We start from the raw sequence: 12,868 nt of genomic DNA, 5'->3' as shown, positions 1-12,868 counted from the left end.
TAAAATATGAATTTTACGCAAAAAAAGAAATACCCCAAATGGAGTATTTCTTTAAAATTATTTTTTAGTTGTGTCTACATGACATGTGCTGTGACATGAGTCGCAGCCACATCCGCAACTACCTTTAGATTTTCTAACTGCCTTAAAAGCTATTCCAACTGCTAAGACAATTACTGCAACGATTAAAATATTAATTGGATTCATAATTAATCACCTTTTCTTTATCATCTTTAAGGTATTTTTCTCTCTCTATTTTTGATCTGTCTTTTCTAAATAAGAAATAACAGTAAATAGCTAAAACCACACCTGCAATTGCAGTCATAAAGTTTGCTCTTTCTCCTTGAAGGACTCTACCAAATTGATAAATCATAAAGGCTGTAGTGTATGAGAATATAAGAATATATCCTATTGCAAATCCAAACCATTTACCTGAATTCATTTCTTCTCTAATTGCTCCCACTGCTGCAAAGCATGGAATTGTAAATTGATTAAAGAATACAAAGGCAAAGGCTGAAGCTGTTGTAAATTGTGAAGCAACAAGAGCTACCATTGGGCTTTCTTCTGCTCCAACTTCTCCAATACCTGCAAGAACTCCGTAAGTTCCTACTACTACTTCTTTTGCTACAAGCCCAAGGATTGTTGATACTGAAGCAATCCAGTTTCCAAATCCAAGTGGCGCAAATATTGGAGCAATAAATCTACCAATTGCTGCAAGTACAGAATCTTCTGCATCTGCATTAAAATCAAGGAATGTTCCATCAAGTGATAAACTTTGTAAGAACCAAATAACTACTGTTGCAAGTAAGATTATTGTTCCTGCTTTAACGATGAAGCCTTTACATCTAAACCAAGTTGCCTTTAAAACATTTTTAGCACTTGGCATATGATATTCTGGAAGTTCCATTACAAATGGTGCTGGATCTCCTGAGAACATTTTAGTTTTCTTTAAAATAATACCTGATACAACAACTGCCATAATTCCACCGAAGTACCAAATTGGCGCATACCACCAAGTACCACCTAAGAATGCTGCAAACATTGCAATTACATCAAGTTTTGCACCACATGGCATAAATGAACTCATCATAATAGTCATTCTTCTGTCGTTGTCAGATTCAATTGTTCTTGTACCCATAATAGCCGGTACTGAACAACCAGTCCCCATTAAGATTGGTATAAATGATTTACCGGAAAGACCAAACTTTCTAAATACTCTGTCGAGGATAAATGCAATTCTAGCCATGTATCCTACATCTTCTAGAATAGAGATAAATAGGAATAATGTTGCAATAACTGGCAAGAATCCAAGAACTGCACCAACACCGCCGATGATACCATCAACAAGTAGTGATGTTAAAAATTCTGAAGCTCCTTGTGCTTCCAAGAATCCTCTAAATCCTTCGCCTATCCATTCTCCAAAGAATACATCATTTACCCAGTCAGTAACTGGTCCACCAACTATATTAATTGCAAGAATATATACAAGAGTTATAATTCCTGCAAAAATTGGAATTGCTAAAAATCTATTAGTTACAACTTTGTCTATCTTATCAGAAGTTGTCATTCCCTTTCTGCCTTTTTTAACAGATTCTTTTGATACTTCTGATACAAAATTGTATCTTTCGTCTGTAATAATTCCTTCACCGTCATCGTCGAAGTCTTCTTCAGCTTTTGCTATTATTTCATTAAGTCTTTTTGTTTCATTTCCGTATAAAGGAAATTCTTTCAAGACTTTTTCGTCATTTTCAAACATCTTAACTGCAAGCCATCTCTTTGCTTTTTCATTTTCAATGACTTTGAAGTTTTCAATTTCATTGATATAGCTTTCTATTTCAGGAGAAAATCTTTGATACTTAGGTTCTCCTGTTCCAGCGACACTTTTTGCAGTTTCTATAAGTTCAGGTATATTTTCATTTCTTAAAGCAGAAATTTCTACAACTTTGCATCCCAGACTTTTTTCAAGTTTTTTAACATCAATGGCATCATTATTTTTTCTAACAACATCCATCATGTTAAGTGCGATAACTACTGGAATTCCTAGTTCTAATAGCTGAGTTGTAAGATATAAGTTTCTTTCGATATTTGTTGCATCAACTACATCTATAATTACATCAGGCTTTTCATTAATAAGATAATCTCTAGAAACAACTTCCTCTAAAGTGTATGGAGAAAGTGAATAAATACCAGGAAGGTCAGTGAAGTGTACTTCTTTGTCCTTTTTATACATACCTGTTTTCTTTTCAACAGTTACTCCAGGCCAGTTTCCAACATATTGATTAGATCCAGTGAGTTCATTAAATAATGTGGATTTACCACTGTTAGGATTACCGGCAAGTGCTATTGTAATGCTCATTTATTTGCCTCCTTTTTAATTTCCTCAATTTCAATTAATTCCGCATCTTCTCTTCTGATACTCATCTCATAATTCCTAATATTAATTTGGACAGGATCACCAAGTGGTGCTACTTTTGTTATGTAGATTTCTGAATTTTTAGTAATACCCATATCCATGATTCTTCTCTTTAAAGGTCCACGGCCGTTTATTTTTTTTACAACATAGTATTTACCAACTTCAGCATCTCTTAAAGTCTTGCTATCCATACTACATCTCCTCTACAAAAATTTTTTTCGCAATATCTTTTCCAATGGCAACTCTAGCATCTTTAATGGAAACAATTAAATTGCCATCATTTTCGTTAACCACTCTTATAATTGCTCCCTTTACAAAACCTAGATTTGCAAGGTGAGATTCAGTAATATCCTTACCTGCTAGGCTCTTTACTCTTGCGATTTTATAATTTTTGTTAAGTGGAGCCATGATTAGACTTAGCATTTTTCTTCACCTCTAATATAAATAAATCCAATAAAATTATATTCTCACAGAGATTTGCGAGAATTAGAAATAATTTTTGAATTTGATTATCATTACTTCATCTAAAGTATAACATAGCTTTTAAAAAAAATAAAACCCATTTGATACTTTTTTTCAAAATTATTTAAAATTAGACTTTTTTTAGATTTTAAAAATAAAAACCCTTAAGTCCATTAAACTTAAGGGTAAAATTTAATTATTTCCACTCATTCTCTTGTACATTTCAATATTTGAATCATTTAAAAATTCATAGGCAGCATTTACTTTTTGAAATTTTTCCTTTGCTCCCTCTTCCTTATTTAAATCAGGGTGATATTTTTTTGCCATCTTTCTATAAGCAAGTTTGATTTCATATTTGTCGGCGTTATAATTAACTCCCAAAGTGTCGCAGGCATTTTCGTATTGATCTTTAAATCCATAGCTAGTTGTCTGTGAGCTAGAATTATAATTTCCGCCACTTCCAGAGTTTTGGTAGTATCCGCCGTATTCAGAGTTTCTAAAGAATTCATCAAAGTCTTCAAAATTGTCGAAGCTAGTCCAAGTAAATCCTCCGAAATTTCTTCTAAACTGTTCTCTAAATTCTTCTTCTCTTCTTTTTCTCTTTTCCTCTTCTCTTCTAAGTCTTTCTCTTTCCTCTCTTTCCCAATAGGCTCTTCCGTATCCACCTATGTTTTCGTACTGAGATTCTTTTCCAAGTAGATAATGATCTGCCCTATCGTAGAAAAATTCAGTAACCATATAGTGTATGTACTTTATAAAAGTCTCAGAAATATTACCAAGAATTGGCACTATAAAAGCGAGAAGTCCAAGAATGTAAATCCATCTAAGTCTGCTTCCACCGAATAAATAAAATGGATTAATAATTAAAAATACTATTAAGCATCCACTCATTGAGATTACTACGCTAAAAAATCTCCTAATTGCAGAAAATAAATCCACAAAAATATTTACAATTACCATTAAAAGTCTTAGAGCTATGTCGAAAAATTTTCCAACACCTCTGTAAAAATATCCTATAATTTTATTCATTTATCATACCTTTTCTTATATTCGTCTATAAATTTCTTGTCTTCTATTACAAGACCATATTCATTTGCCATAAATTCCAAGTGATGAGTAAATTCATGGAGCAAAGTGTGTTCAAGCCTTTCATAAAGCTCTTCATGTGATGAGTACTTAAACATTTCCATAAAAGATCCGTAATAAATTTTTATCATATTTCCTGTAATATCTCTTCTGTATTCGCCAAGGATTACAAGAGAATCACCTACAGATTCTTCATGAAATTTAGTTTCTTCAGATAGAATAATACCACCATTTAGATTATCATAAGCATACTCTGGAATATTTTCGCAAATCTGTTCAAGAATTTCTTCAACCTCATCAATCCTGTTGATTTCAGACATAATTATTTCATTATTGTCTAAATCATTTGAGTTTTTAATATTATCTTTATTAATACTATCCATATAAACTCCTAACTTTCGGACTGTCCTTTAATAGTAGCAAATTTTAATTTGCAATCTTCACGCCCATAATGAAGAACACGAAATTATTGGCGGTGAAGAACAAACGGCACAGCTAGGACTGTCCTTTAGGACTGTCCGGGACTGTCCGAGTAATTTATTCATAAATATCTTTACCCGAATATTTATAGGGCAAGTCTAGTAGATTAAAATGTATTTCTCTAGCCTTATAAATATCCTCACTTAAAAATGTTAATACAAAATTAATATCAACGAATGATGAATCTAAATTAATATAATCTCTATGACTAGTAAACTGATATGTATATTGTTCTGAAAGTCCTGCTGTTTTAGGGTTTAAATGTATATATTTTACTAATTCCGTTAGATATACATCATCTTTACAAGGTTTTGATTGAAATCTAGATTCAAAAATCCTTCCTTTTCTATTATATTTTTTATTAAAATAATAAGTATAACTCTGCTGTATGTACTTCATTGACTTGCTTAAATTTTCATAATCAACTTTTATTAATAAGTGTAGATGATTGTCCATTATAGCATAAGCATAAATCTCTAAATTAAATTTTTCTTTCACTTGTATTACAAAATCTAAGTATTTATTCTTGTCATTTTTGTCTTTAAATATATTTTCAAAATTATTCCCTCGAACATATATATGATAAATATCAGATTCTGATTGTTTTCTAGCATAAACAGTCATAGCTCTACCTCTAATTGAAGCAGACAGTCCTAAAGGACAGTCTGCAAATTTAAAAAATTATAAACTTATAAATTTTCTTTCCAAAAATAATCAAATAATCTTTGCTAAATTCTCTCCTGGAAGAGAAGACAAAAGCTTTTTTGTATACTCATCCTTAGGATTTTCAAAAATCTCGTCTGCTTCTCCATACTCCATGGCCTGCCCTTTATACATTACTAGAACTTCTTCTGCTACATGGCGAACTGCAGAAAGATCATGGGATATAAAAATCATGCTAAGTCCAAGTTCTCTTTGAAGATGTTCTAATAAATTTAATATTTGTGCTTGAATTGAAACATCAAGAGCTGATGTTGGCTCATCTGCCACAATTATCTTTGGATCAACTGCAAGAGCTCTTGCTATAGAAATTCTCTGCCTTTGTCCTCCCGAAAACTCATGAGGATATCTATCCATGTGATATTTTGAAAGTCCACAAATCTCCATAGTTCTCTCAACTTTTTCATAAATCTTTTTATTATCTCTTTCGCCCAGCAAATTTCTAATTCCCGTTGCAATTAGGTCCTTACATTTTTTTCTAGGGTTTAGTGAAGAATATGGATCTTGGAAAATCATTTGAACATCTCGTCTATAATCTCTTAGTTCTCTATCTTTAAGCTCTAAGATATTTTTTCCATTATAGATTATCTCTCCAGTGCAATCTGGATATAGTCCCATTACACATCTTGCTAAAGTTGATTTACCAGAGCCTGATTCTCCAACTACTCCAAGAGTATGGGAAGTGTATAAGTCAAAGGAAATATTATCGACTGCTTTAAGGGTTTCTTCGCCTCTTTTTTTAAAGCTTTTATTTAAATTTCTTACTTGTAAAATTATTTCATCCATTTAATCACCTGTATAAATAACAGCTTACTTTATGTCCATCTATGTCCACTTCTTCAGGGAAAGCAGTTCTACAAATATCCATTGCCTCATCACATCTGTCGCAGAAGTGACATTCATTCTTTAAGTCTACTGGATTTGGAACAGATCCTCTAATTGTGTATAGCTCATCTACTTTTTTATGAGCATTTGGTATTGCCCTTAAAAGTCCTCTTGTGTAAGGATGTAGTGGATTTGCAAATATATCTTCTGCCTTTGCTCTTTCTACAACTTTTCCTGCGTATAATACATTTACATAATCTGCAATATCTGATACAACTGCCAAGTCGTGAGTTATAAAAATTATAGAAGTATTTAAGTCCTCTTTTAACTTTCTCATAAGCTCTAAAACTTCTTTTTGAATAGTAACATCAAGTGCAGTTGTAGGCTCATCTGCAATTAAAAGCTTTGGATTTGACGAAAGTGCCATTGCAATCATAATTCTCTGCCTCATTCCACCTGAAAGTTCATGAGGATAGGAATTGTAAACTTCTTCTGCTCTTTGAATTTCTACTTTTTCAATCATCTCAATTGATTTTTCTTTGGCAGTTTTTTTATCCATATTAAAATGTTCTATAAAAACTTCAGACATTTGGTATCCTACTTTTAATGCAGGATTAAGCGAAGTCATTGGCTCTTGAAAAATCATTGAAATTTCATTTCCCCTAATTTTTCTAAGTTCTTCTTCAGGAAGTTCTAATAAATTTTTACCGTCAAAATTTATCTCTCCCGATATTTTTTCAATTGAAGAATCTTCTAAAAGACCCATAATGGCAAGACTTGTCACAGATTTACCAGAACCACTTTCTCCTACAATTGCAGAAGTGACCCCTTCTCTTATATTTATATCTACTCCATTTACAGCTTTTACTACACCTTGGGAGCTTTTGAAGAAAACTTCAAGATTTTTTATTTCTAGTAACATTCTTACCTCCTGTATTTTGGATCAAAGGCGTCTCTAAAGGCATCTCCTACAATATTTAAAACAAGTATTGTAATTGCAATTGCAAGTCCAGGGAAAAGAGTCATGTGAGGATAATTTCTAATATAAGCTCTTCCTTCTGATAGCATTTGACCCCACTCAGCTTCTGGTGGCATAATTCCCATACCAATAAAGGAAAGTGAAGCTGCAGATAAAATTGCAGTACCTACACCAATTGTTGCCTGAACTATAATTGGTGCAAAACAGTTTGGAAGTATTTCCATAAAAATAAGCTTAAGTCCTTTAACTCCAGAAAGTCTTGCTGATTCAATGTATTCTAAGTTTTTAACAGACATTACCTGACTTCTTACGATTTTTGCGTAATTTGGAATAGATGATAGAGATACTGCAAGAATAAGATTTCTCATTCCTCCACCCAATGCAGCAGCAAGTGCAATTGCAAGGACAAGTTGTGGAATTGAAAGAATTGTATCCATTATTCTCATTATAATAGCATCGAAAATTCCTTCATAATAGCCTGCAAAGGCTCCAATTATAACTCCTATAATTGTAGAAATAATTACTGAAGTAAAACCAATCTTTAGTGAAATTTGTGCTCCACGAAGCACTCTTGAAAATATATCTCGCCCAAAGTTATCCGTTCCCATTAAATGCTCTGAGTTTGGCGACTGAAAATTATTACTAGGAACTTGTGCTGTGTAGTCATAAGGTGCAATTACTTCTGCAAAAATTGCACAAAGTACAATAATTATAAGGATTACTAGCGCAATAACTGCAATTTTATTTTTACTATAGTATTTAAAAAATTCTTTTAGTCTATTAATCATAATTCACCTAACTTTTCGCCGTCTTGATTCTAGGATTTATAAATCCATATAGAATATCTACAATTATTGAAATCACACAGTAAACAACTGCAATAAGCATTATTCCGCCGAGAATCATTGGATAATCACGAGTCTTTACAGAATCTACCATGAGTCTTCCTATTCCTGGAATTGAAAAAATTGTCTCTGTTAGAATACTTCCTCCAAGAAGGCTCCCAGCTTGAAGTCCAATAGTTGTAATAACTGGAATCATTGCATTTTTAAGTGCGTGAACAAAGATTACTTTCTTTTTTGAAAGGCCTTTTGCCCTTGCAGTTCTAATGTAGTCCTTGTCTAGCACATCAAGCATAGCAGAACGCGTCATTCTCATAATTACTGCAGATGATTGAAAACCCAGTGCAAACCAAGGCATTATCATATGTCTAATTGATGAAAATCCAGATGCTGGAAGAACTTTTAATCTTGTAGAGAAAACTATAATTAGTAAAAGTCCTGACCAAAATATTGGCATAGCAAGTCCCACCATACCAAATGCTGTGATAAGTGAGTCAATTATTGTATTTTTCTTAACAGCTGCAATTATTCCAAAGGTAATTCCAAAGACTATTGCAATAATAAGAGCTCCACCTGCAAGTTTTAATGTATTTGGAAACACTCTTAAAAGGGAATCAGTTACAGATCGACCTGTCTGATAAGATGTTCCCAAATCAAATTCAAAAACAATGCCCTTTAAGTATCTTAAATATTGAATTAAAAAAGGATCATTAAGTCCTAGATTTTCTCTTATTGCATCAACTGTTTCCTTTGTGGCATCAGGTCCTGCAACTGCAAGTGCCGCATCACCTGGTGACATATAAAGCAGTGCAAATACTATAAAACTCACGCCTAGAAGTGTTGGTATGAGAATTAATAGTCTTTTTATAATATATTTTGCCATGTTATTTCCTTTCTATTAGGAATTATTAGATAAAAAATTCACCAAAGAAAGCCCTTGGTGAATTTTTAGAAATTATTTTCCGCTTAATGTTACATCTTTAAGCTCTTGTGGATATTTAGGAAGTAGCTCTAGACCACTTACATTTTTATTACCAGCCACAAGTGTTTCGCCATAGCAGATGTATAACCATGGATATTCTTTATTGATAAGCTCTTGAGCTCTCTTGTAAATGTCAGCCCTTTGATTTTCATCAACTGTTGAAATACCTTCTTGAATTAAGGCATCAAGTTCAGGGTTTCCATAAAAAGTAACATTAGGTGGTTGTCCAATGTTTGAAGAATGGAATGGTTGGAAAATTTCATAGTGTGCATCTACAATTGATGGGTTCCAACTCATGATGAACATATTGTGTTCCCCACGTTTAATAGCATCCATAAATGCTCCCCATTCAAGTCTTTCAATATCAAGACCAATTCCATATTCTTGAAGTTGAGCTTGCATCATTGTTGCAACATTTACTCTTTGAGTATTGTCTGATGTGTAAATTGAAAGTTTATCTCCATCCTTAACTCCAGCTTGTGCGAAAAGTTCTTTTGCCTTTTCAGCATTTACTGCATTAGGCTCGATAGAATCTGCAATTGAATACTTAAAGTTAGGATTAATTGGACTTGTAGCAAGTTTACCTGAATTCATATAAACAGTTTCAAATATTGTCTTCATGTCAATGGCATTAACCATTGCTTCTCTTGCTTCAACCTTGTCAAAAGGTGCCTTGTTTACATTAAATCCTATAAAGTGAACTGAGTTGTCAAGTTTTCTAAATAATTGTAGGTCTTTATTTCCTTCAATATTTTCAATTTCAGCTGGATCGATTTTATAAGCTAAATCAACTCCACCACTTTCAAGTTCTATAATTCTTTGAGAAGCTTCTGGAATAACTCTCATTTCAATTCCAGAAATCTTTGGAGCTTCTCCCCAATAATTTTCATTTACAGAGAAAGTTGTGTGATCATTTTGTACCCATTCATCAAGTACAAATGGACCAGTACCCATTGGTTTTGTAGCAATATCTGCTCCACCTTCCACATAAGCTTTAGATAAAATTGAAACAGCTGGATGTGAAAGTGAATTTAAAAATGCTGCATCAGGTTCAGTTAATTTAAAGGAAAAAGTTAAATTGTCAGTCTTATTATAAGAATTTGGATCAATTTTTCCATAGAAAGACTTAAATTTTTCAGATTCAGCAGCTCTTTGAAGTGTAAATATTACATCATCAGCTGTAAGTGGAGCTCCATTTGAGAATTTAACTCCTTCTCTTAACTTTATATTAAAAGTTTGTGGGTCTGGGTTTTCAATAGATTCAGCTAGTGAATTCACAAGTTCCCCATTTGCATTTCTCTTAACTAAAGTATCATATACTTGAATTAAAATATTTTCAGCATAATCATCATTAATCTGCGCAGTATCAAGTGTAGTGGCATCTTCTGAAATAGCGACTTTTAATACGCCGCCTGCTTCAGCAGATTTTTCTCCTCCACCTGAACAGCCTACTAGCATTAGTGCTAAAACTAATGACAGTATTAGCATAGTTTTCTTTTTCATTTGCATCTCCCTTTCTAGATGTATTAAACATCAATTCTCGTAATATTCGCCCCAAGATTTCTAAATTTCTCTTCGATATTTTCATATCCTCTATCAATATGATAAATTTCAGAAATTTCTGTCTCGCCTTCCGATACTAGTGCTGCAAGTATTAAAGCAGCCCCTGCTCTAAGGTCTGTAGCAGAAACCTTGGATCCGTATAATTTATTTTTACCCAAAAGCACGGCTTCTCTATCTATTACTTTTATTTTTGCACCCATTTTTTTAAGTTCGTCAGCGTGCATAAATCTATTTTCAAATACTGTTTCAATAATAGATGATTGACCATCTGCTTGAGTTAAAAGTGCCATAAATTGAGCTTGTAAGTCTGTTGGAAAACCTGGATGTGGTAGAGTTTTTATTTCAAGTGGCTTAATAGTTTCACTTCCTATAACCCTTACATTGTCTCCCTCTTCAATTATCTGAGCTCCAGATTCTTCAAGCTTTGCAATTACAGGTTTTAAGTGAGATGTGATAATATTTTCAATTAAAATATCTCCACCAGTAATAGCTGCAGCAACCATAAATGTACCAGCTTCGATTCTATCTGGAATAATTTGGTGGGTGCATCCTGTTAATTTTTCAACTCCCTTGATTCTAATAGTTGAAGTACCAGCTCCTGTAACTCTTGCTCCCATTTTATTTAAGAAGTTTGCAAGGTCTACAATTTCAGGTTCCATTGCACAGTTTTCTATAATAGTTTCGCCCTCAGCAAGTACAGCTGCAGTCATAATATTTTCAGTTGCTCCAACTGATGGGAAATCTAGATAAATTTTAGCTCCAACAAGCTTTTCGCAAGTTGCTCTAATTTCTCCGTGAGTCATTTCAATCTCTGCACCGAGAGCCTTAAATCCCTTTAAATGTAAATCAATTGGTCTTGAACCAATATTGCATCCCCCTGGTAGAGAATTATATGCTTCCTTCATCTTTGCAAGAAGTGGTCCCATAACTAGGAAAGATGCTCGCATCTTGCTAATGAGTTCGTAATCTGTCTTTGCAGTATTAAGACCTCTAGGATCTATTTTTAAAGTATTTTTATTTTTTTCTATTTTTAAGCCAAGTCTTCTTAGAACTTCGGTAATGACCTCTACATCTTTAAGCTCAGGAATATCTTCTAGTACTATTTCTTCTGTGCCAAGTATTGATGCAGCAATAATTGGAAGAGCTGCATTTTTTGCACCTGATATTCTGACACTTCCCTTTAGTGGACCATTTGGTTTAACAAATATCTTTTCCAAAGAGTTTTCCCCCTTAATATTTAATACTATAATTATATCATATATGCAAAGATTTATTAAAGTAATAAAAATGCCCGAATCCAATATTTAAAAGTTTCCGATTTTTATGTTACAATATAAAAAGTTATAAACTGGACAAGGAGGAATTATGAAAAAATTTATTGCAAAAGAATATAGCGAAGTAAAAGAATCAGTTTATTCAGTAGACTACTCAAATATATACGACGACTTCATCAACTTTGGTGTAGGTGATCCTGACATTAACACACATGAAATCATAATAGAAGCAGCAAATCAGTCACAACTAAATGGTCACACGCACTACGCAGATCCACAAGGAGTTCTTGCTTTAAGACAGGCAATTTGTGATTACTATAAGGAAGACTTTGAAGTGGAAGCTGACCCTTCAAATGTAATGGTTACAATGTCTGGTACAGAGGCAATGTATCTAGTGCTAAGAACAATTATAGAAGAAGGAGATGAAGTTATAATTCCTTCACCATACTTTAGTATTTATACTGAACAAGTTGAAATGCCCCATGGTGTGCCTGTAATATACGAAACAAAATTTGAAAATGATTTTAATATAATTCCATCAGAGCTTGAAAAGTTAATCACAGATAAAACTAAAGCAATTATCGTAAACACTCCAAACAATCCAACTGGAGCAGTTTACTCAACAGAAACTTTAAAAGAAATTTATGAAATTGCAAAAAAACACGATGTCGTAGTAATTTGTGATGATATCTACACAATTTATTCTTACGAATCTAAATTCGAGCCAATGATTAAATTTGACAAGGAATTTAAAAATGTAATTTCAATTGCATCTTTTTCTAAAGATTACGTAATGACAGGTTGGAGACTTGGCTCAATTGTAGCAGATGCTGATTTAATAAAGGCTATGACACAAGTTCATGAAATAACAGTTTATGCAGTGCCAACAATTTGCCAATACGCAGGTATTGCAGCAATTGAAAACAGAAAAGAAATTTGCCCACCACTTGCAGAAGAATACAAAAATAGAATGTATCTTGCATATGAAAGACTTAAAAAATTAAAATATGTAGAAGTAATGAGACCAAAGGGAACTTTCTATCTCTTCCCTAAAATTAATGTCCCTGGAATGACTTCAAAAGAAGTTATAAAAGAAATCTTAGAAAAGGCTCATGTTAATTTAATAAGTGGTGAAGTTTTTGGAAAAGGTGGAGAAGACTGTATAAGAATTGCAGTTACTGTTAATGAAGATATGATTAACGAAGCATTTGACAGAATTGAAAAATTAGATATATTTAAGTAAGA

At 32.9% G+C, this 12,868-nt stretch carries 14 protein-coding genes; 1 reads left to right on the top strand and 13 read right to left on the bottom strand.

The features are described from left to right. Positions 1-57 precede the first annotated feature (57 nt). From KQI68_RS02725 to murA, 13 genes are all read right to left on the bottom strand, one after another. Positions 58-204, bottom strand: a complete 147-nt coding sequence (locus KQI68_RS02725; protein ID WP_216548597.1) for a FeoB-associated Cys-rich membrane protein — start codon at positions 202-204, stop codon at positions 58-60. Then, complete coding sequence (gene feoB / locus KQI68_RS02720; RefSeq protein WP_216548596.1) at positions 191-2,353, bottom strand: ferrous iron transport protein B; 2,163 nt, start codon at positions 2,351-2,353, stop codon at positions 191-193. Before feoB ends, KQI68_RS02725 begins: the two co-directional genes overlap by 14 nt. Further along, positions 2,350-2,601 (bottom strand): FeoA family protein, encoded by a 252-nt coding sequence (locus tag KQI68_RS02715; protein WP_216548595.1) that lies wholly within the window; start codon positions 2,599-2,601, stop codon positions 2,350-2,352. Before KQI68_RS02715 ends, feoB begins: the two co-directional genes overlap by 4 nt. Before the next feature lies 1 nt (position 2,602). Next, positions 2,603-2,833, bottom strand: coding sequence for a FeoA family protein (locus tag KQI68_RS02710; RefSeq protein ID WP_216548594.1), 231 nt, complete (start codon positions 2,831-2,833; stop codon positions 2,603-2,605). Between the two features lie 231 nt (positions 2,834-3,064). Beyond that, positions 3,065-3,901 carry a DnaJ domain-containing protein gene (locus tag KQI68_RS02705; RefSeq protein WP_216548593.1) on the bottom strand — a complete coding sequence of 279 codons (837 nt, stop codon included), beginning with the start codon at positions 3,899-3,901 and terminating at the stop codon, positions 3,065-3,067. Beyond that, positions 3,898-4,341 (bottom strand): metallopeptidase family protein, encoded by a 444-nt coding sequence (locus KQI68_RS02700; RefSeq protein ID WP_246541224.1) that lies wholly within the window; start codon positions 4,339-4,341, stop codon positions 3,898-3,900. The genes KQI68_RS02705 and KQI68_RS02700 overlap by 4 nt, the downstream gene beginning before the upstream one ends. Before the next feature lie 154 nt (positions 4,342-4,495). Beyond that, positions 4,496-5,062, bottom strand: coding sequence for a transposase (locus KQI68_RS02695; protein ID WP_216548592.1), 567 nt, complete (start codon positions 5,060-5,062; stop codon positions 4,496-4,498). A gap of 90 nt (positions 5,063-5,152) precedes the next feature. Continuing rightward, positions 5,153-5,944: an ATP-binding cassette domain-containing protein gene (locus KQI68_RS02690; RefSeq protein ID WP_216548591.1), complete on the bottom strand. Its 792-nt coding sequence runs from the start codon at positions 5,942-5,944 to the stop codon at positions 5,153-5,155. A gap of 4 nt (positions 5,945-5,948) precedes the next feature. Further along, positions 5,949-6,905, bottom strand: a complete 957-nt coding sequence (locus tag KQI68_RS02685) for an ABC transporter ATP-binding protein (protein WP_216548590.1) — start codon at positions 6,903-6,905, stop codon at positions 5,949-5,951. A 2-nt stretch (positions 6,906-6,907) separates the two neighbouring features. Beyond that, a complete protein-coding gene (locus tag KQI68_RS02680) occupies positions 6,908-7,750 on the bottom strand; it encodes an ABC transporter permease (protein WP_216548589.1) in 843 nt (280 codons plus the stop codon). 7 nt (positions 7,751-7,757) lie between these two features. Continuing rightward, positions 7,758-8,687, bottom strand: coding sequence for an ABC transporter permease (locus tag KQI68_RS02675; protein ID WP_216548588.1), 930 nt, complete (start codon positions 8,685-8,687; stop codon positions 7,758-7,760). 72 nt (positions 8,688-8,759) lie between these two features. Further along, positions 8,760-10,289 carry an ABC transporter substrate-binding protein gene (locus KQI68_RS02670; protein ID WP_216548587.1) on the bottom strand — a complete coding sequence of 510 codons (1,530 nt, stop codon included), beginning with the start codon at positions 10,287-10,289 and terminating at the stop codon, positions 8,760-8,762. A gap of 23 nt (positions 10,290-10,312) precedes the next feature. Beyond that, positions 10,313-11,566 (bottom strand): UDP-N-acetylglucosamine 1-carboxyvinyltransferase, encoded by a 1,254-nt coding sequence (murA, locus tag KQI68_RS02665; RefSeq protein WP_216548586.1) that lies wholly within the window; start codon positions 11,564-11,566, stop codon positions 10,313-10,315. 148 nt (positions 11,567-11,714) lie between these two features. On the opposite strand from murA, the gene KQI68_RS02660 reads away from it, so the two are divergent. Next, the gene (locus KQI68_RS02660; protein ID WP_216548585.1) at positions 11,715-12,866 is read left to right on the top strand and encodes an aminotransferase class I/II-fold pyridoxal phosphate-dependent enzyme; all 1,152 of its coding nucleotides are present in this window, start codon (positions 11,715-11,717) and stop codon (positions 12,864-12,866) included. Positions 12,867-12,868: the final 2 nt, after the last annotated feature.

The sequence above is a fragment of the Peptoniphilus ovalis genome, assembly GCF_018919265.1.
Classification (GTDB): domain Bacteria; phylum Bacillota; class Clostridia; order Tissierellales; family Peptoniphilaceae; genus Peptoniphilus_A; species Peptoniphilus_A ovalis.
The sequence above is the reverse complement of the archived record's forward strand: the minus strand, read 5'-3'. Positions and strand labels throughout refer to the sequence as shown.

Excerpts from the sequence above, each read along its gene's own strand:
- KQI68_RS02725 (WP_216548597.1), bottom strand. The coding sequence starts at position 204 with ATGAATCCAATTAATATTTTAATCGTTGCAGTAATTGTCTTAGCAGTT.
- feoB (WP_216548596.1), bottom strand. The coding sequence starts at position 2,353 with ATGAGCATTACAATAGCACTTGCCGGTAATCCTAACAGTGGTAAATCC.
- KQI68_RS02715 (WP_216548595.1), bottom strand. The coding sequence starts at position 2,601 with ATGGATAGCAAGACTTTAAGAGATGCTGAAGTTGGTAAATACTATGTT.
- KQI68_RS02710 (WP_216548594.1), bottom strand. The coding sequence starts at position 2,833 with ATGCTAAGTCTAATCATGGCTCCACTTAACAAAAATTATAAAATCGCA.
- KQI68_RS02705 (WP_216548593.1), bottom strand. The coding sequence starts at position 3,901 with ATGAATAAAATTATAGGATATTTTTACAGAGGTGTTGGAAAATTTTTC.
- KQI68_RS02700 (WP_246541224.1), bottom strand. The coding sequence starts at position 4,341 with ATGGATAGTATTAATAAAGATAATATTAAAAACTCAAATGATTTAGAC.
- KQI68_RS02695 (WP_216548592.1), bottom strand. The coding sequence starts at position 5,062 with ATGACTGTTTATGCTAGAAAACAATCAGAATCTGATATTTATCATATA.
- KQI68_RS02690 (WP_216548591.1), bottom strand. The coding sequence starts at position 5,944 with ATGGATGAAATAATTTTACAAGTAAGAAATTTAAATAAAAGCTTTAAA.
- KQI68_RS02685 (WP_216548590.1), bottom strand. The coding sequence starts at position 6,905 with ATGTTACTAGAAATAAAAAATCTTGAAGTTTTCTTCAAAAGCTCCCAA.
- KQI68_RS02680 (WP_216548589.1), bottom strand. The coding sequence starts at position 7,750 with ATGATTAATAGACTAAAAGAATTTTTTAAATACTATAGTAAAAATAAA.
- KQI68_RS02675 (WP_216548588.1), bottom strand. The coding sequence starts at position 8,687 with ATGGCAAAATATATTATAAAAAGACTATTAATTCTCATACCAACACTT.
- KQI68_RS02670 (WP_216548587.1), bottom strand. The coding sequence starts at position 10,289 with ATGAAAAAGAAAACTATGCTAATACTGTCATTAGTTTTAGCACTAATG.
- KQI68_RS02660 (WP_216548585.1), top strand. The coding sequence starts at position 11,715 with ATGAAAAAATTTATTGCAAAAGAATATAGCGAAGTAAAAGAATCAGTT.